General features: G+C 40.4%; 18 protein-coding genes, 1 pseudogene, 1 riboswitch and 1 other annotated feature. Of the genes and pseudogenes, 12 read left to right on the plus strand and 7 right to left on the minus strand.

What is annotated here, in order from left to right; genetic code table 11:
• Positions 1 to 6 precede the first annotated feature (6 nt).
• Positions 7 to 990, minus strand: coding sequence for an ABC transporter substrate-binding protein (locus NSR00_RS16640; RefSeq protein ID WP_340789853.1), 984 nt, complete (start codon positions 988 to 990; stop codon positions 7 to 9).
• A 122-nt stretch (positions 991 to 1,112) separates the two neighbouring features.
• Between NSR00_RS16640 and NSR00_RS16645 the strand changes: the two genes are divergently transcribed.
• Complete coding sequence (locus tag NSR00_RS16645; RefSeq protein WP_340789889.1) at positions 1,113 to 1,892, plus strand: alpha/beta hydrolase family protein; 780 nt, start codon at positions 1,113 to 1,115, stop codon at positions 1,890 to 1,892.
• A 64-nt stretch (positions 1,893 to 1,956) separates the two neighbouring features.
• Positions 1,957 to 2,199, plus strand: a complete 243-nt coding sequence (locus NSR00_RS16650) for a DUF2584 domain-containing protein (protein ID WP_327864021.1) — start codon at positions 1,957 to 1,959, stop codon at positions 2,197 to 2,199.
• Positions 2,200 to 2,439: 240 nt separating this feature from the next.
• On the opposite strand, the gene pckA is transcribed toward NSR00_RS16650, so the two are convergent.
• Positions 2,440 to 4,029, minus strand: a complete 1,590-nt coding sequence (pckA, locus tag NSR00_RS16655) for a phosphoenolpyruvate carboxykinase (ATP) (RefSeq protein ID WP_063386648.1) — start codon at positions 4,027 to 4,029, stop codon at positions 2,440 to 2,442.
• Positions 4,030 to 4,297: 268 nt separating this feature from the next.
• Positions 4,298 to 4,489, plus strand: a riboswitch (SAM riboswitch).
• Positions 4,490 to 4,694: 205 nt separating this feature from the next.
• On the opposite strand from pckA, the gene metK reads away from it, so the two are divergent.
• A complete protein-coding gene (gene metK / locus NSR00_RS16660) occupies positions 4,695 to 5,900 on the plus strand; it encodes a methionine adenosyltransferase (protein WP_340789855.1) in 1,206 nt (401 codons plus the stop codon).
• Positions 5,901 to 6,591: 691 nt separating this feature from the next.
• Here the strand turns inward: metK and NSR00_RS16665 are convergent.
• Positions 6,592 to 7,122: a phosphatase PAP2 family protein gene (locus NSR00_RS16665; protein ID WP_063386576.1), complete on the minus strand. Its 531-nt coding sequence runs from the start codon at positions 7,120 to 7,122 to the stop codon at positions 6,592 to 6,594.
• A 172-nt stretch (positions 7,123 to 7,294) separates the two neighbouring features.
• Positions 7,295 to 7,822, minus strand: coding sequence for a gamma carbonic anhydrase (locus NSR00_RS16670; RefSeq protein ID WP_094245285.1), 528 nt, complete (start codon positions 7,820 to 7,822; stop codon positions 7,295 to 7,297).
• A gap of 67 nt (positions 7,823 to 7,889) precedes the next feature.
• On the opposite strand from NSR00_RS16670, the gene NSR00_RS16675 reads away from it, so the two are divergent.
• Both NSR00_RS16675 and NSR00_RS16680 read left to right on the plus strand, forming a co-directional pair.
• Positions 7,890 to 8,669 (plus strand): alpha/beta hydrolase, encoded by a 780-nt coding sequence (locus NSR00_RS16675; protein ID WP_340789858.1) that lies wholly within the window; start codon positions 7,890 to 7,892, stop codon positions 8,667 to 8,669.
• A 36-nt stretch (positions 8,670 to 8,705) separates the two neighbouring features.
• Positions 8,706 to 9,785, plus strand: a complete 1,080-nt coding sequence (locus NSR00_RS16680; protein ID WP_157727915.1) for a tetraprenyl-beta-curcumene synthase family protein — start codon at positions 8,706 to 8,708, stop codon at positions 9,783 to 9,785.
• Positions 9,786 to 10,447: 662 nt separating this feature from the next.
• Here the strand turns inward: NSR00_RS16680 and NSR00_RS16685 are convergent.
• Both NSR00_RS16685 and NSR00_RS16690 read right to left on the minus strand, forming a co-directional pair.
• Positions 10,448 to 11,035, minus strand: a complete 588-nt coding sequence (locus NSR00_RS16685; protein ID WP_094245288.1) for a class I SAM-dependent methyltransferase — start codon at positions 11,033 to 11,035, stop codon at positions 10,448 to 10,450.
• A complete protein-coding gene (locus NSR00_RS16690) occupies positions 11,032 to 11,997 on the minus strand; it encodes a TIGR01212 family radical SAM protein (protein ID WP_066249458.1) in 966 nt (321 codons plus the stop codon). The genes NSR00_RS16685 and NSR00_RS16690 overlap by 4 nt, the downstream gene beginning before the upstream one ends.
• Before the next feature lie 158 nt (positions 11,998 to 12,155).
• On the opposite strand from NSR00_RS16690, the gene NSR00_RS16695 reads away from it, so the two are divergent.
• The 7 genes and pseudogenes from NSR00_RS16695 to NSR00_RS16725 all read left to right on the plus strand — a co-directional run.
• Positions 12,156 to 12,419 (plus strand): YtzC family protein, encoded by a 264-nt coding sequence (locus NSR00_RS16695; RefSeq protein ID WP_063386581.1) that lies wholly within the window; start codon positions 12,156 to 12,158, stop codon positions 12,417 to 12,419.
• 455 nt (positions 12,420 to 12,874) lie between these two features.
• Entirely contained in the window at positions 12,875 to 13,264 is a 390-nt protein-coding gene (locus tag NSR00_RS16700) for a GntR family transcriptional regulator (protein WP_311067003.1), read from the plus strand.
• Positions 13,265 to 13,739: 475 nt separating this feature from the next.
• Complete coding sequence (locus NSR00_RS16705; RefSeq protein WP_063386583.1) at positions 13,740 to 14,891, plus strand: diglucosyl diacylglycerol synthase; 1,152 nt, start codon at positions 13,740 to 13,742, stop codon at positions 14,889 to 14,891.
• A gap of 89 nt (positions 14,892 to 14,980) precedes the next feature.
• Positions 14,981 to 15,202, plus strand: a binding site (T-box leader).
• Between the two features lie 67 nt (positions 15,203 to 15,269).
• A complete protein-coding gene (gene leuS / locus NSR00_RS16710; RefSeq protein WP_094245290.1) occupies positions 15,270 to 17,684 on the plus strand; it encodes a leucine--tRNA ligase in 2,415 nt (804 codons plus the stop codon).
• Positions 17,685 to 17,714: 30 nt separating this feature from the next.
• A complete protein-coding gene (locus tag NSR00_RS16715) occupies positions 17,715 to 18,035 on the plus strand; it encodes a rhodanese-like domain-containing protein (protein WP_063386585.1) in 321 nt (106 codons plus the stop codon).
• Positions 18,036 to 18,877: 842 nt separating this feature from the next.
• Positions 18,878 to 19,063 carry a sporulation protein Cse60 gene (locus tag NSR00_RS16720; RefSeq protein ID WP_063386586.1) on the plus strand — a complete coding sequence of 62 codons (186 nt, stop codon included), beginning with the start codon at positions 18,878 to 18,880 and terminating at the stop codon, positions 19,061 to 19,063.
• Positions 19,064 to 19,580: 517 nt separating this feature from the next.
• Positions 19,581 to 20,138: pseudogene (locus tag NSR00_RS16725) on the plus strand (NAD(P)-binding protein); the annotation flags it as partial.
• Positions 20,139 to 20,261: 123 nt separating this feature from the next.
• Here NSR00_RS16725 and NSR00_RS16730 read toward each other — a convergent pair.
• A partial coding sequence (locus tag NSR00_RS16730) for an aminoacetone oxidase family FAD-binding enzyme (protein ID WP_340789860.1) occupies positions 20,262 to 21,029 on the minus strand: 768 nt, incomplete at its 5' end.

A 21,029-nucleotide genomic window follows, 5' to 3' on the forward strand; every position in this document is an offset into this window, starting at 1 on the left:
ACAACATTATTTTGTCACTTCGTTTGCTATGGACGTGTTGACTAATAGTTCATAATCAATTTTCTCCGGCAGTTCTCCTGCTTCTTCCATAATTTTTTGCAAATTGTTCCATTCGTCCTCATCTAACAGCGGAGTTTTTGCATAGGATCCTTGGCTTTTATAACGGTCAATGGAAGATATTAAAATATCGATCGGCGTATCTTTAAATTGCGGCGCTATCGTTTCGGCAATTGTTTCGGCGTCATGTTCTTCCACCCATTTTTGCGCTTTGTAGAGCGCTTTTGTGAATTTTTTCACCGTTTTATCATTTTTCTTAATATAGCTTTCTTTTGCCATAAATGTTGTATAAGGAACTTTGCCCGATTCCTTGCCGAAGGATGCGATAATGTGACCTTTTCCTTCTTTTTCAAAAATACTTGCGGTTGGCTCAAACAGTTGAACATATTCACCTGTACCGGAAGCAAAAGCATTTGCAATATTCGCAAAGTCGATGTTTTGGATAAGGTTTAAATCTTGATGCGGATCGATGTTATGCTTTTTCAGCACAAATTCCCCTACCATTTGCGGCATGCCGCCTTTACGCTGTCCTAAAAAAGTGCTTCCTTTTAAATCTTCCCATTGAAAATCATCCAACTTGTCTCTGGAGACAAGGAAAGTGCCGTCCGTTTCGGTCAGCTGGGCGAAGTTAATGACTGGGTCATTTGCTTCTTGAGCATATACGTAAATGGACGTTTCCGAACCGACAAGACCGATATCAGCGCCGTTTGATAAAATGGCGGTCATTGTTTTATCTCCGCCCCAAGTAGTTTTTAATTCTACGTCCAGCCCTTCTTCTTTGAAAAATTCTTTTTCAATGGCCACGTACAATGGTGCGTAAAAAACAGAATGAGTGACTTCCGCCAGCCGAATTTTTTCCACTCCTCCGCCGCAGGCTGAAAGAGGTATGGTGAAAAGGATCACCAATACGATGGAAGCAAGCTTTTTTTTCATGTGAAATCCTCCCTAATGATGTTCATATTAAAGGAAAAATGTTTAAATATATTTATCTAGGATAAAGTATGAAAAAAAAATATAATGTGTGATTGCCTACCTAAATGGAGGATGAAAAGATGATGAGAAACGGAGAAATAGTTGATAAACAAATTTTTCCATCTCCGAACCCTTCGATTAAGCTTTCCATCGTGACATATATTTCTGAAGGATTAAAAGTGAAAGGTATGTTAGCAGAGCCTGTTCAAGAAGGTGTTTATGATGGCTTTTTATATTTGCGCGGAGGGATTAAAAATGTTGGTATGGTCCGAGCAGGAAGAATTATACAATTTGCATCAAAAGGCTTTATCGTGATGGCTCCCTTTTATCGAGGAAATTTAGGAGGAGAAGGGAATGAAGATTTTGCGGGGAATGATCGTTTTGATGCGGTCAATGCATTCTATTTGTTGATGAAACATCCGCAAGTGAATCCGGATCGCATTCACGTTTTTGGCTTTTCAAGGGGAGGAGTCATGGCCTTGCTTACTGGGATTATATGCTCAAATGTTCGATCTGTTGTAAGCTGGGGCGGGGTGTCTGATATGTTTTTAACTTATGAGGAGAGAAAGGACTTAAGAAGGATGATGAAAAGAGTTATTGGAGGGACACCGAAGAAATATCCTGACCGCTATAAATGGCGGACACCGTTGTATTACCTTGAAAAAATGCAAGCACCCGTTTTAATCATTCATGGGGGAAAAGATGAAAACGTGTCAATTGAACATGCATATCGATTGGAAAGAAGGCTGAAAGAATTGGGAAAGCAAGTGGACAGCTGGTATTTCCAACATTTTAGTCATCATTTTCCGCCTCGGCATAACCGGATGGTTTTAGAACGAATGATAAAATGGATGAAAAACTGACCATTATATTTTTCATATGATACATACTAAAAAATGATCGATCAAATGAAAGGGGATTGGAGAAATGGGCATGCCGCTTGAATTAAATACGATGATTATTACAAAAGGGAAGGAAAAGCGGATAGAGGAAAACGTATTTCAGCTTGTCAAAGATGGCTATCGCCTTTATCCTATGAATATTCCTTTGGAAGTTCGAAAAACGTTGACAAGCGATCCTACAGGAACAGCTGAAATTATTAAATTGGAATGGGCTGATAACAAAACCGTGCTTACTTATAATCTCACTTCATTGTACTCAACCAATTAACCGTCATCATATTTCCGTTCATTTGTTGAACGGATTGTGGAAGAAAAAGGAATTTTCTTAATTTTATCGAGTACGGCTTCCATTTGTCTTATCATAAAAAATCGCGTAACCCCTTTTTCATAAAAGTTCGTTGAAAAAGGGGTTTTCGTCTAAAAATCTGTATATAACGGTTTGTTTGCCAACCCAATATAAAAAAAGGCTATCGGACAAAAAGCCGATAGCCGAAAGTAAGTAATTTTTTTATATGATTGGACCGCCAAGTTCTTCAATTTCCTTCGGAACGTTCGAGAATTTTTTGAAGTTCTCTTTGAATGCTTTTGCTAATTCATACGCTTTTTGTTCATAAGCGTTTTTATCACTCCATGTTTTAATAGGCTGTAAAACTTCATCAGGCACTCCTGGAACATGAGCAGGAATCGCCAGCCCGAAAATAGGGTCTTTTACAGTTTCCACCTCATCGAGTTCGCCTTCCAATGCTGCCTGAACCATGGCTCTTGTATAAGCAAGTTTAATTCGTTTTCCTACTCCGTATTCTCCGCCGGTCCACCCTGTATTGACTAAAAATACTTTCACATCGTGTTCTTCGATTTTTCTTCCGAGCATTTCAGAGTATCTTGTAGCTGGAAGCGGAAGAAATGGTGCGCCAAAGCATGTGGAGAACGTTGTTTTAGGGGAAGTAATACCCCTTTCCGTTCCAGCAAGCTTGCTCGTATAACCGCTTAAGAAATGATACATAGCCTGTTCTTTCGTTAATTTGCTTATTGGCGGCAGAACACCGAACGCATCAGCTGTTAAAAAAATAATAGTGTTAGGGTGACCCGCAATGCTCGGTTTAGCAATATTGTCAATCGCTTCAATTGGATAAGCCGCACGGGTGTTTTCTGTTAATAAGGAGTTGTCATAATCAGGAATTCGTGTCGATTCATCAACCACAACGTTTTCCAAAACGGAACCGAATCGAATCGCGTTATAAATTTGAGGTTCTTTTTCTTCAGACAAGCCGATGCATTTTGCATAACAGCCGCCCTCAATATTAAAAATACCAGATGAAGACCAGCCGTGTTCATCATCACCAATTAATCGGCGTTTTGGATCGGCGGAAAGTGTTGTTTTGCCTGTTCCCGATAAACCGAAAAAGAGCGCGACATCGCCTTCTTGACCGACATTGGCGGAGCAGTGCATTGAAAATATATCTCTTTCTGGAAGCAGGAAGTTCATGACGGAAAAGATAGACTTTTTCATCTCGCCTGCATATTCAGTTCCGCCGATCAGGATTATTCTCTTTTCAAAAGAAATAATGATAAATGCTTCTGAGTTCGTTCCATCCACAGCTGGATCTGCTTTAAAGGAAGGAGCGGAAACAATTGTAAACGGATTTTTATGCTCCTTTAAATCGTCTTGGCTTTTCGGACGGATAAACAGTTGGCGAGCAAATAAATTTTGCCACGCCAATTCATTGACCACTTGAATTGGAAGACGATATTTTTTGTCAGCTCCGGCAAATCCGTTAAAAACATAAATTTCATCTCTATTTTTTAAATATTGTATGACTTTTAAGTACAGTTTTTCAAAAACTTCTGATGAAATTGGCTTGTTGACGGGTCCCCAATCAATTAAATGCTTGACAGAATCTTCTTCAACGATGAATTTATCTTCTGGTGACCGGCCGGTATATTTGCCTGTTGTAACCGAAACTGCACCTGTATTTGTTAAAAAACCTTCTTTCCTAGCTAAAACTTTTTCTACAAGTCGTGCGACTGGTAAATTATGATATGCATTTGGTCCGCTGATCAACGAAGCTAATTCATTTGATACATCTACAATATTCATATACATACCATCCTTTTTTTGCATATTTGAAATGGTTTTATAGAAATAGTATAACACATTCGTGGAAATAGTCCATCCTATTTATCGATTTCTGAAAATAATGTTTTTACTATATATTTTGCCTTCATTTTTGGGCATCATACGAATCATGATTGATCAGCTGATCCTGAAATAATGGATATCAGATGATTTGGAAAATTACAGAGAAGCTTTATTTATTGTTGACAAGTACTTTTTTGCTCCTGTATGATATACATTTGAACGGATACTCTTATCCCGAGTTGGCGGAGGGACAGGCCCTATGAAGCCCAGCAACCGGCTCGTTGAAAGAAGACAGTAGAATATGGCTTTCAAAATCCCGGTATTCTATGGACATACAACATGATGCGAAAGAATTCCATATTCATAGACGAGCAATGGTGCTAACCTGATGCAAGGTTATATCCTTGAACGATAAGAGTGAAAGGCAATGATGTTTATAACAACCTTTCCTCTGGCAGGGAAGGTTTTTTCTATGTATAAGAGAAATCTCGTTTAGCCAAGTTTTTCTTATCGTACGAAATTTTGATATGTTTACAATAGTGGTGAGGGAATGAGTTCCGTGTCAATGACAAGGAGTGTAGCACTCCATAAACATCATTTTAAGTTTGAGGAGGAAGCAGTAAATGACAAAAAAGCGCCGTCTGTTTACATCTGAATCCGTAACGGAAGGGCATCCGGACAAAATTTGCGACCAAATTTCAGATGCGATTTTAGATGCCATTTTAGAAAAAGATCCGAACGCACGTGTAGCTTGCGAAACATCTGTCACCACCGGACTTGTATTAGTCAGTGGAGAAATTACGACAAGCACGTATGTGGATATACCAAAAATTGTGCGAGAAACGGTCAAAGAGATCGGCTATACGAGAGCTAAATACGGTTTTGATGCTGAAACTTGTGCTGTTTTAACATCAATTGATGAGCAATCACCCGATATCGCTGCAGGGGTGGATAAAGCTTTAGAAGCGCGAGAAGGACAAATGACTGATGAAGAAATTGAAGCGATTGGCGCTGGAGATCAAGGGTTAATGTTCGGTTTTGCATGCAATGAAACGAAGGAATTAATGCCTCTCCCGATTTCCATTGCCCATAAGCTTTCACGCCGGCTTACAGAAGTTAGAAAAAGCGAAGAAATTCCTTATTTGCGTCCGGACGGAAAAACGCAAGTTACGGTAGAATATGATGAAAATGAACAGCCGGTTAGAATTGACACAATTGTCATATCGACTCAACACCATCCGGAGGCAACTTTAAAACAAATTAAGCAGGATATTAAAGAAAAAGTAATTGATCCGGTTGTGCCAAAAGAACTGATCGATGAAGAAACAAAATATTTCATCAACCCTACCGGACGTTTCGTTATTGGCGGACCACAAGGAGATGCAGGATTAACGGGACGAAAAATCATTGTCGATACTTACGGAGGCTATGCTCGCCATGGCGGAGGAGCTTTCTCAGGAAAAGATCCGACGAAGGTAGACCGATCTGCAGCTTATGCGGCTCGTTATGTAGCGAAAAATATTGTCGCAGCCGGACTTACAGACAAATGTGAGGTTCAGCTGGCCTATGCAATTGGTGTAGCGAAACCTGTCTCTATTTCTGTTGATACGTTCGGTACTGGCAAAGTAAGCGAAGATGTTTTAGTTGAATTAATTCGCAATAACTTTGATTTGCGCCCAGCTGGCATTATAAAAATGCTTGACTTGCGCCGCCCGATTTACAAACAGACAGCTGCTTACGGTCATTTCGGACGCAACGATCTAGATTTGCCATGGGAACGCACAGATAAAGCGGAAGCTTTGCGCGAACAAGCTCATCAATATTTGTAAAATAAAAAAGGTGTCCAATGCGATGCATGCATTAGACACCTTTTTGCTTGTGCGCCCGGCATGGGTGTAATCTATAGGGTGAAAGTCCCGAGCTGCGAAGGCAGAAGTAGCAGTTAGCTTAACGCAAGGGTGTCCGTGGTGACGCGGAATCTGAAGGAAGCGAGCGGCAAACTTTAAGGTCTCTCGGAACACGAACTTCATATGAGGCTAGGTATCACTGGGTGAGTTTGCAAGACAAAACAAAGCCCTTTCTGCCGAAGGTGATACAGAGTAAATGAAGCAGATGGATGGAAGGAAAGATTACACTCTTACCCGGGGAGGTCTGGCTGGCACGCCAAGTAACCTTGGTAACCTATCTAGTGATAGATAGCTGAACAGTCAGAAGTCAGCAGAGGTCATAGTATTAGTTGGTCTAGAACAACTAAGAAGGACCGAACAATTAAGAGAGAATAGCCCTTGGCATTCAGTGAGTCATGATGAACACAGAAAACGTAGTACCTCACTTGAGGGAGGAAGCGGTGAATCCCGTGGGAGATCTCTTGGAGGGTGGAGTGACCACTGGCATAAAGAGAACAGCTATTCACGGAAGTTATAAAGACTTGCGTCAATTATCTTAATGGAACCGCCGTATACGGAACCGTACGTACGGTGGTGTGAGAGGACGGGAGTTAATCGCTCCCTCCTACTCGATTTATGGTCCGAATGCGACAAAACAGATGGTGCCTGCTGAAGCTCCTAGAACTATTCCCGCCAGCACATCTGAAGGGTAGTGTAGGCCAAGAAAAATTCTTGATAGTGCCACACTGAATGCGAGAGGAAGCAAAATCCATGTTAAGGCTGGAAAAAAGAGCAAAAATGGTGTAGCCACTGAAAATACAGCTGTCGTATGTCCAGAAGGAAATGAATGGTCAGTTAACGGATTTTCTAACACTTTTGTTTCAAATAATGTAAGATAAGGCCGTCTGCGTGGATAAATTCTTTTCACAATGAAAACCGGAATATGACTGAAAAAAAGTGCAGCTGAACTTGCCAAGGCAACAGTTTTTACAGGTTCATTAAAAAATAACATCAGCATTAAACATGTTGCAATTGAAAAAACAGCCCCTCCTAAATGAGTAACATACCGAAAATAAACATTCAGTCCTTTTCGTTCAAAATGCGAATTAATCAGTTTGAACAACTTGCACTCAAATTGGTAAAGCTGATTCAGCAGTCTGCCCATGTTAAAGTTCCTCTTTTCAAAAAGCAAAAATTCTTATAAAAAATTTTCTCTCATATTTATGTAAACTTCAACAAATCTAATAAAAATTTTACAAAATTTTAAAAATGCATGAAGCTGCCCGGTAAAGAATGACATTTGAAAGAGAAAGTTTTAAAATGTTTTTATAAGCAATTTATATGTTGTTCATACGAGCAATATTTTTATAATATTGAGCTTTTTCGATATACTCGCGACGGATGCGCTCCATATCTTGAAGATCTTCTTCTGTTAATTCTCTAATCACTTTGGCGGGTCTTCCGAATGCTAAAGTTTTCTCAGGTATCTTTTTGCCTGGCGGGACAAGACTGCCTGCACCGACAAAAGCGCCTTTTCCGATTTCTGCTCCATCCAGAATAATCGAACCCATTCCAATTAGAGCTCCTTTCCGCACAATCGCACTATGGAGCAGAACTTGATGGCCGACGGTTACATCATCTTCAATAATTAACGGTTTATTTGGGCTCTGGTGCAGACAGCATTGGTCTTGAATATTGACCCGATTTCCAATAATAGTTGGGGCGACGTCACCGCGAATAACCGTCTGAAACCAAATGCTTGATTCATCTCCTATTTGAACATCGCCGGTGATTGTGACAAAATCAGCTATATAAGCCGAATCGCTAATTATAGGTTTTTTGTCTTTATATGGATAAATAACCATGGGAACCATCCTTTTCTTTTTTTCATATTATAACAAATTTTCCGTCATGTTCGGAAAGGAGTTAATTATGTGGAAATGGGTAAGTTCTAGTCCTAAAGCTGCGATTGTCATCATTCATGGAGCTTTAGAACATCATGGACGTTACAAATGGCTGATAAAAAAGTGGCAAACAAACGGGTACCATGTTGTCATGGGGGATTTGCCAGGACAAGGAAATTCATCCTCCAGACGGGGACATGTCCAATCGTTTGATGAATATATGGATGAAGTTGACCGTTGGATCAGGGAGGCTCAATCTTTCCAATTGCCGCTTTTTTTGTTGGGGCATAGCATGGGCGGTTTAATAGCCATACGTACGCTTGAGAGAAATAAAATTCCGTTAAACGGGGTCATTTTATCTTCGCCATGTTTAGGAATTTTGCAAAAACCGAGTAAAGCGCTCGATCTTTTGGCAAAAGGATTAAATATTTTCGCGCCTAGGGTACGCTTTGATTCCGGTTTGACAGTTGAGATGGCAACGAGAAATAAGGAAATTCAAGACATAAACAGAAACGACTCCCTTTACGTAAGAAAAGTTTCTGTGCGCTGGTACAGAGAGCTTCTTCATGCCATTGAACTAGCATTTCAGCAGCTTCCGCAGTTTCCAGATGTCCCTCTTTTCGTCATGCAGGGAGGAGAAGACAAAATTGTTGATAAATCAGCAGTTCAAAAATGGTATAGTCAGTTGAATCTCACGGAAAAGAGCTATAAAGAATGGGAAGGACTATATCACGAAATTTTTAATGAACCGGAAAGAGAACTTGTTTTTCAAGATGCGTTGAGATTTACAGAAAGCCATTTAACATAAACACTGGAATTTTACAATGAAGAGGTGAGTTGATCTTTGAGTATACCTGAACACCCTATCAGCCTTATGTCAAGAGTTTATAGGGAAATTCTTCCGACCGTCCATTATTACTTAGATGGGTGGAAAAAAAAGGCTGAGGAAATACCGAATCCTGAATTGAGAAAGCAGGCGCTTGCAAGCATAAATACGAAGGCATTTCATTGCGAAGGAGGAAGCATTTTAGCGCTTTTGTCGCACTCTCATATAGAGGAATGCATAGAGTTTATCGTTGCTTATCAAACGATTAGCGATTACTTGGATAATTTATGCGACAGAAGCACTTCTTTTGATCCGGAAGATTTCCGCATGCTGCACCAATCAATGAAGGATGCGCTGTCGATTCATGCAGAATTAAAAAATTACTACCAATTTCGTGAGGACCAAGATGATGGCGGATATTTAAAAGAGCTTGTCATGACATGCCAAAGAATGCTGAGCCAATTGGAGAACTATCCGGTTATAGCTGGCTATTTGATGGAGCTTTGCGAATATTATTGTGAACTGCAAGTACATAAGCATGTAATAGAAGAGGAAAGAGTGCCAAGGCTAGTACAGTGGTTCGAACAATATAAATCTTCCCTCCCGGATATGCGGTGGTATGAATTTTCTGCCTGCGCTGGATCGACATTGGGCATTTTTTGTTTAGTCGCCTATGCATTTCAGCCCAGCTTTAACGAAGCGATTGCCAAAAAAATTAAAGACGGTTACTTTCCATATGTGCAAGGGCTTCACATTTTATTGGATTACTTTATTGATCAAGAGGAGGATCAATTGGAGGGCGATTTAAATTTTTGCAGTTTTTATGAAAGCACATCAGAAATGATGGAACGATTAGCTCATTTTGTACATGAAGCGGACAAAAATTTAAAAGGTATTCCGAACGAAAATTTTCATAAATTAATTAACCGCGGATTGCTCGGCATTTATTTATCTGATGACAAAGTATTAGTACATAAAGATTTAGGAAAGCTGGCTAAAAAATTAATAAAAAAAGGAGGAACAACCTCCGTTTTCTTTTATGTGAATGCTAGGGCATATCGAACGTTCCGAAAATGGAATTTGATTAAATCTTCTTGAAGGATAAAGCTAGCCGGGATATTATTCCCCGGCTATTTTGCTTGTGCGCCCGGCATGGGTGTAATCTATAGGGTGAAAGTCCCGAGCTGCGAAGGCAGAAGTAGCAGTTAGCTTAACGCAAGGGTGTCCGTGGTGACGCGGAATCTGAAGGAAGCGAGCGGCAAACTTTAAGGTCTCTCGGAACACGAACTTCATATGAGGCTAGGTATCACTGGGTGAGTTTGCAAGACAAAACAAAGCCCTTTCTGCCGAAGGTGATACAGAGTAAATGAAGCAGATGGATGGAAGGAAAGATTACACTCTTACCCGGGGAGGTCTGGCTGGCACGCCAAGTAACCTTGGTAACCTATCTAGTGATAGATAGCTGAACAGTCAGAAGTCAGCAGAGGTCATAGTATTAGTTGGTCTAGAACAACTAAGAAGGACCGAACAATTAAGAGAGAATAGCCCTTGGCATTCAGTGTGTCATGATGAACACAGAAAACGTAGTACCTCACTTGAGGGAGGAAGCGGTGAATCCCGTGGGAGATCTCTTGGAGGGTGGAGTGACCACTGGCATAAAGAGAACAGCTATTCACGGAAGTTATAAAGACTTGCGTCAATTATCTTAATTGAACCGCCGTATACGGAACCGTACGTACGGTGGTGTGAGAGGACGGGAGTTAATCGCTCCCTCCTACTCGATTTTCGATTGCTACAATAAACGGAGGGGAATTTTTTTGGTTTAAAAACCGGTATTCAAGTACATGAGCAGTATGTTGATCGATTTGTTCGGCAAATTTAAGAAGCTCATCTCTCTCACGTTTTCCTTCCGGATGGCCGTGATAAACGACCAGTACGATCATTCCACCGGGTCTTAGTATGGATAAAAGCTGCTTTACTGCTTCAATAGTTGATTCTGGTTTTGTCACAATGTTTTTTTGACCACCGGGCAAATAACCGAGATTAAACATCGCACCGGCGATATGATTGTGATGTTTTTTCGGAATCGTATTGAAAATGTCATCATGGCTGGAATGAAACAAAGTAACACGGTCGATTAAACCGGATTCCTTCAACCGTTTTTTTGTCTCTTCAAGCGCTTGTTTTTGAATATCATATCCAAACACATGACCTTGTTCGCCAACGAGTTGTGCTAAAAAGACGGTATCATGTCCGTTCCCGACTGTTGCATCAATAACGATATCGCCGTTTTGGACAGCGGAAGCCATCAATTTTTTTGCAAATGGAAGAATGCGAATGAGGTTCATTTTGACATCACTCGATCTTTTGTATAATACTTTCCTTGGTAGCTGTTTCGTTTTTCGAGTTCGGCATCAATGGCATTCAGCACTTCCCATTTGTTAACGCTCCACATCGGCCCTATCATTAAATCGATCGGACCGTCGCCTGTAATGCGATGAACGATCATTTCGGGAGGCAGTACCTCTAGCTGATCGCAAACTAATTGTACATATTCATCAAAGGATAAAAAGCGCACCATCCCTTTTTCATATTGCTTAACCATCGGTGTACCTTTTAACAAATGGAGCAGATGAATTTTAATTCCTTGAACATCCAGCTTAGCAACTTCTTTTGCAGTTTCCATCATCATATCGTACGTTTCAAGCGGAAGACCGTTTATGATGTGTGTGCAAACTCGGATTCCGTGCTTTCTGAGCTTGTTAACTCCTTCCACATAACATTCATAATCGTGCGCACGGTTAATTAAATCAGCGGTCCGCTGGTGAACGGTTTGCAATCCTAATTCAACCCAAAGATATGTCCTCTCATTTAATTCCGCCAAATAATCAACAACATCGTCAGGCAAACAGTCAGGCCTTGTAGCAATGGACAAACCGACAACTCCTTCGAGACCTAATACCGTTTCATATTTCTCACGAAGAACTTCCACGGGTGCATGAGTGTTTGTAAATGCCTGAAAGTAAGCAATATACTTTCCGTTTTTCCATTTCTCATGCATTTTGCTTTTAATGTCGTGAAATTGCGTAACAAGATCATCAGCTCTGTTTCCGGCAAAATCGCCCGACCCTGCGGCACTGCAAAACGTACACCCGCCATGTGCTACCGTACCGTCGCGGTTTGGACAGTCAAATCCTCCGTCTAAAGCAACTTTAAACACTTTATCTCCAAATGTATTTCGTAAATGGTAATTCCATGTATGATACCGTTTGTTGTCATTCGTATACGGAAATGGATTGTGGTTCGCCAATTCCTACTCCTCCTGTTTCGATATACTATCAAGACATTTTACCATGATTGCCAAACCAATCTCAAATAAGAATTTACCAGCTTTTTTCATGATGGAGCTTGCAGAAATAGCGAAAAATACAGTTGATGAAGAAATTCTTCATCAAGGAGGGGATTTGTTTGGCTACTAGACAATCCGTGGAAGAGTGCATTCAACATTGCCAGCAAGCATTGGAATATGCAAATGAGCAATATATTGAAGGGCTGAAACAGGAGCATTACAATGATGAAGAATATACAAATGCACAGCAAAAGCTTCAAGATGCACTTGCAGAAGTGGAAAAACTCAGTTTAAGCGCAAATGACCAGCAGCGGGAGCAGCTTCACCGCATGCGCCTTCAACTGCAGCACCTTCAAAATGAGATGATTTTGCTCGATCATTAAAATTCCAGGGCAAAGCCTGATTGTAGGCTTGCCCTTTAATTGCAATTATGATTTTTCATTTATTCTTTAGCCGATTTGATCTTATATATAAATTTGCATAGGGAAAGAATGGTTTTTGGAATAAAAACGAAAATATAGAATAAAAATATCTTTCAACAGATTGCGCAATTACCGATATAAAAGCTCGGCTCAATGCGAATGAACGATTACATTTTAAAACAAAATCGGGATCAGTTTGTTGAACATCAGCCAAACTTCTAGCAAAAGCTGCTATACGACTATGTACATCATAATTTTTCCCTAAGATCAAGAGCCCCCGAACGAGTGAAATCATTCAGTGTTCTTTATATGCGGAATCAGAAAATGTTGATTGCATCTTTTCTGTATTATGTGTACTATATAATGTAGTACACATAATACAAAAGAGTCCTTTTTGTAAGAAAGAAGGGTATTTGATGTTTGAAATTGACCCGAGAAGTGCCACTCCGATATATGAGCAGATCATAAAAAAAATGAAAGAACTATGTATCAAAGGTGTGTTAAAGCCTGGCGATAAACTGCCCTCTGTAAGAGAGATGTCTTCCATGATTATCGCTAATCCTAACACGGTTTCAAAGGCTTATAAAGAGCTGGAAAGAGAAGGCTTGATTGAAACGCTGAGAGGACGGGGGACATTTGTATCGAAAATGGTGCAGAAAAAGCTGGATGAAGAGAAAATTGAAATAATTAAAGAGGAGCTGCGGCAAATTATGATCGACGCATTTTATGCAGGAATCAGCTTTGAACAAATATACCAATGGATGAAAGACATGAATAACGAATTTGCCAATGCTTTTCATAAATAAAGTTTAGCAAAGAAAAAGTATTTGAATCTCTGCAGCGTGAGTTTCAGCTTGTTTGGCTAAAACGGTTCAGAAAAGATAAAGGAAAAACTTTGTTCGGAGGGCATATCTTATTCTTCTCGGTGTTATTCATGCAGCTTTGGCTGCCCATTAGCTAGCTAAAAAATCCCCGGAAAAACGGCATAAATTCAATTAAACCAATGCGTATCGGTAAGATTCTTGTATGAACCATGCGAGTAAACAGGCAGAATTATTTTTTGTTGGACATTAAAAAATCCCAATCCATATATTTGTCATTTTAGCTATTGCAACCAACAAAAAAACGAAAATTTCCAGTGAAATGTAAATGTAATAAAATAATAAAGGATTCTTAATTTTTTTCTCCTAAAATTATAAAAGGAAATATACATTTAAAGTGAAACTATTTTGATTTTAGTTCGTTCTAATTGTTGAGCTGCTTTAAGTTGAGGTGAATAAAATGTTAAAAGACCCAAAGATATTAATATTAACGGCAAATTACGGAAACGGTCATATCCAAGTTGCTAAAACATTGGAGCAGTCTTTGCATAAGATGGGAATCAACAACGTAAAAGTTTCTGATTTAATTAGCGAGTCTCATCCAATTATGGCGGAAATTACAAGATATTTATATTTGAAAAGTTTTTCCATCGGTAAGCAATTTTATCGGTTATTTTATTATAGTGTGGACAAAATGTCTAACAAACGCATTATGAATTTGTATTTGAAGCTTGGTCACCGCAAGTTGAATCAGCTAGTAAGGGAGATAAATCCTGACATCATCATTAATACATTTCCTATTTCCGTTGTGCCTGAATATCGCACGCGGACAGGCGTGTTCATCCCGACATTTAATGTGCTGACCGATTTTTGTCTTCACCGAGTATGGGTTCATAAAAACATTGATAAATATTATGTTTCGTGCGACGATGTGAAGGAAAAACTGACAATGCTCAACATCCATCCAGCGCTTGTCAAAGTAACCGGAATTCCTATACGGCCGCAGTTTGAAGAAAAAATGGAAACGATCGATTTATATAAAAAATACAATTTGGATCCGAACAAGAAAACTTTGTTAATTGCTACAGGCGCTCATGGAGTTTTAAAAAATGTAAAAGATTTGTGTGAATCATTTTTTACACGAGACGACATGCAAATAGTCGTTGTATGCGGAAATAACCAATCGCTGAAAGATGAGCTTGAACCGCTTCAGTATATTCACCCGGATCGAATAAAAGTTTTTGGCTATGTCGAAAGAATCGATGAGCTCTTTCGCATTTGTTCCTGCATGATAACAAAGCCTGGAGGGATTACTCTCAGCGAGGCGGCCGCATTAAAAGTTCCGCTTATTCTCTATAAACCTGTTCCGGGGCAGGAAAGGGAGAATGCCGATTTGTTTGCAGCAAAAGGGGCGGCGGTTGTCATCAATAAGCTTGAAAAAGTTCAAGAGACGGTCAATGATTTATTTAACCACCCTGAAAAAATGGAAAAAATGAAAATGAGCATTGCTGAATTATATAGACCAAACGCTGCTGACACGATCTTGCAGGACATTTTAAATGAAGCAGAAATGCTGCTTGATTCAAGCTTGAAAGGGTCTGTCAATTATTAATTATTAGACTGAAATCCAAATTTTTCGACATTGACTTGCATGAACTCATAAAATTCATTAAAATAACAATATGATAAGTGGATGAAAAAGCAAGAACGGTGAAAAGGATCAGTAGTGGATAAAGGCGTCTAGAGAGTTGACGGAAGGTGAAAGTCAATCGTTGTTTATTCACGAACTCCCCTTTGAGTTGCGGGTGTGAAATGTATTCCGGTACAGACTAATGCCCGACGTGTTTCCACGTTACGGAACAGAGTGAGTGCATTACGCGCTAATTTGGGTGGTACCGCGGGAAATTGTCTCTCGTCCCTTCGTCGTGGGGATGGGAGTTTTTTTATTATTTGACGCTTATACATATATATAGCAAAGGAGGATTTTTACATGTCTTACAACCATCGTGAGATTGAGAAAAAATGGCAAGATTATTGGCTAAAAAACAAAACATTTAAAACAGAGGATGATTCCGATAAACCGAAGTTTTATGCATTGGATATGTTTCCGTATCCTTCGGGAGCTGGTCTTCATGTAGGACATCCTGAAGGTTATACGGCAACCGACATTTTGGCGCGAATGAAACGGATGCAAGGATACAATGTTCTCCATCCGATGGGATGGGATGCATTTGGACTTCCGGCTGAGCAATATGCTTTAGATACCGGCAACGATCCTGCGGAATTTACGAAAAAAAATATTGATAATTTTCGCAGACAAATTCAATCACTAGGATTTTCCTATGATTGGGATCGGGAAGTAAATACAACTGATCCGGAATATTACAAATGGACGCAATGGATCTTCTTAAAACTTTATGAAAAAGGACTTGCTTACATTGATGAAGTGCCCGTCAACTGGTGCCCGGCACTCGGAACTGTTCTTGCAAATGAAGAGGTCATCGACGGAAAAAGCGAACGGGGAGGACATCCTGTTGAACGCCGTCCGATGAAACAATGGGTGTTAAAAATCACCGAATATGCTGACAGGCTGCTGGAAGATTTAGAAGAGCTTGATTGGCCGGAAAGCATAAAGGAAATGCAGCGAAATTGGATCGGCCGGTCGGAAGGTGCGGAAGTTCATTTTACAGTCGATGGAACTGATAAAACCTTTACTGTTTTTACTACTCGTCCAGATACGCTTTTCGGTGCTACGTATACAGTGCTTGCGCCTGAACATCCGCTTGTGAAAGAAATTACAACCGAGGAACAAAAAGAAGCGGTGGAAGCCTATTTAGATCAAATTAAAAGTAAAAGCGATCTCGAAAGAACGGACTTGGCGAAGGAAAAAACAGGCGTGTTTACCGGAGCCTATGCTGTAAATCCTGCCAATGGAGAAAGATTGCCGATTTGGATTGCCGATTATGTTTTAATGAGCTATGGTACAGGTGCGATCATGGCCGTGCCTGCCCACGATGAACGGGACTATGAATTTGCGAAAAAATTTGACCTGCCGATTAAAGAGGTTGTCGCTGGAGGAAACATCGAACAAGAAGCTTATACAGGAGACGGCGAGCATGTAAATTCCGACTTTTTGAACGGATTGAATAAAGAAGAAGCAATTGAAGCGATGATCAAATGGCTGGAGGAAAACAAAAAAGGACAAAGAAAAGTGACATACCGTCTCCGAGACTGGTTGTTCAGCCGTCAACGTTATTGGGGTGAACCGATTCCGATCATCCATTGGGAAGACGGCACGATCACAGCTGTTCCTGAAGAGGAGCTGCCGTTAGTGCTTCCGGAAACAGATGAAATTAGACCTTCGGGAACCGGTGAGTCACCTTTAGCGAATATTGAGGATTGGGTGAATGTCGTTGACCCGAAAACAGGCAAAAAAGGGCGGCGCGAAACAAACACAATGCCTCAATGGGCGGGAAGCTGCTGGTACTATTTGCGCTATATTGACCCGCACAATTCAGAACAATTAGCTGATCCTGAAAAATTGAAAAAATGGCTGCCTGTGGACATTTATATCGGCGGGGCTGAGCATGCTGTTTTACACTTGCTGTATGCCCGTTTCTGGCATAAATTTTTATACGATATCGGAGTAGTTCCGACGAAAGAACCGTTCCAAAAATTGTTTAACCAAGGAATGATCCTCGGCGAAAACAATGAAAAGATGAGCAAATCAAAAGGAAATGTCGTCAATCCTGATGAAATCGTTGAAAGCCACGGAGCGGATACTCTCCGTTTATATGAAATGTTCATGGGTCCGCTTGATGCATCCATTGCATGGTCAACAAAAGGACTCGACGGCGCAAGAAGATTTTTAGATCGTGTATGGCGGCTGTTTGTAATGGAAAATGGCGAGTTGAATCCGAAAATCGTCGATGAACCGTCTCAAGAGCTTGAACGCATTTATCACCAAACAGTGAAAAAGGTAACGGAGGATTATGAAAATCTGCATTTTAACACAGCTATTTCGCAACTGATGGTATTTATTAATGAAGCTTATAAAGCGACAATTCTTCCGAAAGAATATATGGAAGGCTTTGTAAAGCTTTTATCGCCGGTTGCTCCGCATATTTGCGAAGAGCTTTGGGAAAAACTCGGCCATTCTGAAACGATTGCTTATGAATCGTGGCCGGCATGGGATGAATCAAAGCTTGTCGAAGATGAAGTGGAAATTGTCATTCAAATCAACGGAAAAGTGCGGGCAAAGCTGCTTGTACCAAACGATGCTTCTAAAGAGGAAATGGAAAAAATCGCGATGGATGATGAAAAAATAAAAGAACAGCTTGAAGGCAAAACCGTTCGTAAAGTGATTGCTGTTCCTGGCAAGCTTGTCAACATCGTAGCCAATTAAGCTTGAATATCAATGAAAGGATGGCCATTCATGGTAAAAGAAATCACACCAAATGATCTCAAAACGAAGCTTGAAAACGGCGAAACATTAGACATTATTGATGTCCGCGAGGAAGAAGAAGTAGAAGAAGGCATGATTCCACAAGCAAAACATATTCCGATGGGAGAAATCCCGGACCGCATTGAAGAATTTGATAAAGAAAAGGAATATATTTTCGTCTGCCGCTCAGGAAGAAGAAGTGAAAATGTTTGTTTATATTTACAGGATCTTGGTTTTAATGTCATCAATATGGTTGGCGGAATGCTCGAATGGACAGGGGAAACTAAACCGAAGAGCGAGATAAAAAAATAAGTGGAAAAACCGCGCTTATGTAGGCGCGGTTTTTTCCTTGTGCGCCCGGCATGGGTGTAATCTATAGGGTGAAAGTCCCGAGCTGCGAAGGCAGAAGTAGCAGTTAGCTTAACGCAAGGGTGTCCGTGGTGACGCGGAATCTGAAGGAAGCGAGCGGCAAACTTTAAGGTCTCTCGGAACACGAACTTCATATGAGGCTAGGTATCACTGGGTGAGTTTGCAAGACAAAACAAAGCCCTTTCTGCCGAAGGTGATACAGAGTAAATGAAGCAGATGGATGGAAGGAAAGATTACACTCTTACCCGGGGAGGTCTGGCGGATATGTGAAGTACTCTTCATAACCTACTTAGTGATAAGTAGCTGAACCGTCAGAAGTCAGCAGAGGTCATAGTATTAGTTGGTCTAGAACAACTAAGAAGGACCGAACAATTAAGAGAGAATAGCCCTTGGCATTCAGTGTGTCATGATGAACACAGAAAACGTAGTACCTCACTTGAGGGAGGAAGCGGTGAATCCCGTGGGAGACCTCTTGGAGGGTGGAGTGACCACTGGCATAAAGAGAACAGCTATTCACGGAAGTTATAAAGACTTGCGTCAATTATCTTAATTGAACCGCCGTATACGGAACCGTACGTACGGTGGTGTGAGAGGTCGGGGGTTAGTCACCCCCTCCTACTCGATATAAAGGAAGATTAGCGTGGCAAAACAGTAAACCATACCGCATGTAATACCTTCAAAATCCCCATAAAAACTGCCGACATCCCTTTATTAAAAGTGTCATATTTGTACAAGCATAAAAGTATATTGGAAGCAACGAGATAAATAAAGGGAGTGTGAAGAAATTGAGCTATAAAGTCGCCATTTTTGACGAAGAGCATGAAAAAGATTTAGAAGAGGAAGTGAACGCTTTTTTAACTGCGCTTCCAAGTCAAAAATATATCGACATAAAATATCATGTAGCGGTAACATGCGATCAAAAAGGTGAACAAATTTACTGTTTTTCAGCGATGATTATTTACAAAGAATAAGAAGACTTTCACATTAATAATGAAAAGTCTATTATATTTAGTAAGAATGTAAACAGAATTAAACGTGAAGCGTTGGTTGATTGTAATTCAGAGAATCTTCGTCAATGCATCAATGTTCGCATGCGCTCCAAGCAGTTGCTATGCCCAGAGGATCTTGAAAGCTTATAAGCACTGATCCAGATAGGAAACACTTTATAAATTGTACCTGATGAGAGAAAGTCGAATAAAACTGAAATGATCGCCATCGTTTTGCAGGATGGAAGACGGACTAACTCATGAAAAAGCTTTTTAAAGCAAGCTTTAGACCCGTTTGAAAATCCTTGTTTATGGGGAATCTAGGTCTTTTTTTATTGGAAAAAAGATTTCAATGCTGTTTCGAAGCGACCGCACGTGAAAAAAGGATGGAGAATTTTTTTTGAAGTTATCCTAGAACCTTTTGAAAGGAAAAAACGCTTCGCATCAACCAGAAATTGTAAGCACTAAGACAAAAAAGGGTGATCATATGTATTACAGTGCGATGTTGAATATAAAAGGAAAAAAGACAGTCGTTGTCGGCGGCGGAAAGGTAGCGGAAAGAAAAATAAAAGCTTTGCTCGACGCATGTGCTGATATAACGGTTGTCAGTCCCGATCTATCAGATCATCTTTTTCGAATGCATCAAGAAAAAAAAATATCGTGGAAACAAAAAACGTTTGAAAAAGACGATGTAAACGGTGCGTTTCTAGTCATTGCGGCAACGAATGAAAGGGAAGTTAATGAGCAAGTATACCAGTCATGTGAAGCACATCAGCTGATCAATGTAGTGGATGCGCCTGAAAAAAGCAATATCATTATGCCGGCAACATTTAAAAGGGGCGATTTAATCATCAGTGTATCAACGAGCGGGAAAGTTCCGGGGCTCGCCAGAAAATTAAAAAATAATTTGGCAGAGCAGTTTGATGAACATTTTGCTGACTATGTTGAATTTTTAAAGGAAGGTCGAAAACGTGTCTTAGAAGAAATCAACGACCCAGAGCAAAAAAGGAGTGTTTTACATCAATTATTAGACAAGAGCTTTTTAGAAGCTTCAAATGAAGAACGGTATAAGCAGCTGGAAATGCTTTTGAATGCGAACAGGTCTAGCGAATAGCTAAACCGGATCGCACATGGCCGTTCAACGGGATAGCGATTTGTGCAAAAAAAGAAGCGCCCCCAAAAGTCAACTGCCCTGACTTATCGGTTCGCCCTTTTCTACGTAACGGCTTGCGTACAAGCCTGCCAGCCGTCCTGTTACGAGCGCAGCCGTGATGTTGTAGCCGCCCGTGTAGCCGTGAATATCCAATATTTCGCCGCAAAAATAAAGCCCGTTCTTTAGTTTAGAGGCCATCGTCTTTGGATCGATTTCCTTTATAGAAACGCCTCCGCCGGTCACAAACGCTTTTTCGATTGGGAGCGTGCCGTTTGCTTCGAAGCGGAAATCTTTCACTAAGCGGACAAATTGGCGCAGCTTATCTTTTGAAAGCTGGGAATATGTCATCGAATGATCGATTTCGGATTCCTCCAGCAAAAATAGCAAATATCGTTCAGGCAAGAGACCTTTTAATACATTTTTAACAGCCTTTTTCGGTTCGCCTTTCAATTTAAGCAAAATATGCTGAAAAAGATTTTCTTCATTTTCAGTAGGAAAAGCGTCAATTGACAACGTCACCGTTTTTTCTTTTTTCAATTGTTTTACAACAAATTGGCTGCATCTTAGTGCAGCTGGACCTGATACGCCAAAATGGGTAAAAATAAAATCCATTTTGTGCGTAATAATTGGTCTGTCCTTTTGATTCAACACACTTAAAGCCGCATCTCTTAACGACAGGCCTTGCAATTGTTTTGTTCGGATAAACGGTTCATTCGAAGTAATCGGAACTTCAGTTGGAAATAATTCCGTCACAGTATGACCGGCTTTTTTTGCCCACACGTATCCGTCTCCAGTACT

The sequence above is a fragment of the Aeribacillus sp. FSL K6-8394 genome (genome assembly GCF_038008865.1).
In the GTDB taxonomy this organism is placed as follows: domain Bacteria; phylum Bacillota; class Bacilli; order Bacillales; family Aeribacillaceae; genus Aeribacillus; species Aeribacillus composti.

Bases quoted from the DNA above. Each gene is read 5' to 3' on its own strand.
- NSR00_RS16640 (WP_340789853.1), bottom strand. From the start codon at position 990: ATGAAAAAAAAGCTTGCTTCCATCGTATTGGTGATCCTTTTCACCATA.
- NSR00_RS16645 (WP_340789889.1), top strand. From the start codon at position 1,113: ATGAGAAACGGAGAAATAGTTGATAAACAAATTTTTCCATCTCCGAAC.
- NSR00_RS16650 (WP_327864021.1), top strand. From the start codon at position 1,957: ATGGGCATGCCGCTTGAATTAAATACGATGATTATTACAAAAGGGAAG.
- pckA (WP_063386648.1), bottom strand. From the start codon at position 4,029: ATGAATATTGTAGATGTATCAAATGAATTAGCTTCGTTGATCAGCGGA.
- metK (WP_340789855.1), top strand. From the start codon at position 4,695: ATGACAAAAAAGCGCCGTCTGTTTACATCTGAATCCGTAACGGAAGGG.
- NSR00_RS16665 (WP_063386576.1), bottom strand. From the start codon at position 7,122: ATGGGCAGACTGCTGAATCAGCTTTACCAATTTGAGTGCAAGTTGTTC.
- NSR00_RS16670 (WP_094245285.1), bottom strand. From the start codon at position 7,822: ATGGTTATTTATCCATATAAAGACAAAAAACCTATAATTAGCGATTCG.
- NSR00_RS16675 (WP_340789858.1), top strand. From the start codon at position 7,890: ATGTGGAAATGGGTAAGTTCTAGTCCTAAAGCTGCGATTGTCATCATT.
- NSR00_RS16685 (WP_094245288.1), bottom strand. From the start codon at position 11,035: ATGAACCTCATTCGCATTCTTCCATTTGCAAAAAAATTGATGGCTTCC.
- NSR00_RS16700 (WP_311067003.1), top strand. From the start codon at position 12,875: ATGTTTGAAATTGACCCGAGAAGTGCCACTCCGATATATGAGCAGATC.
- NSR00_RS16705 (WP_063386583.1), top strand. From the start codon at position 13,740: ATGTTAAAAGACCCAAAGATATTAATATTAACGGCAAATTACGGAAAC.
- leuS (WP_094245290.1), top strand. From the start codon at position 15,270: ATGTCTTACAACCATCGTGAGATTGAGAAAAAATGGCAAGATTATTGG.
- NSR00_RS16715 (WP_063386585.1), top strand. From the start codon at position 17,715: ATGGTAAAAGAAATCACACCAAATGATCTCAAAACGAAGCTTGAAAAC.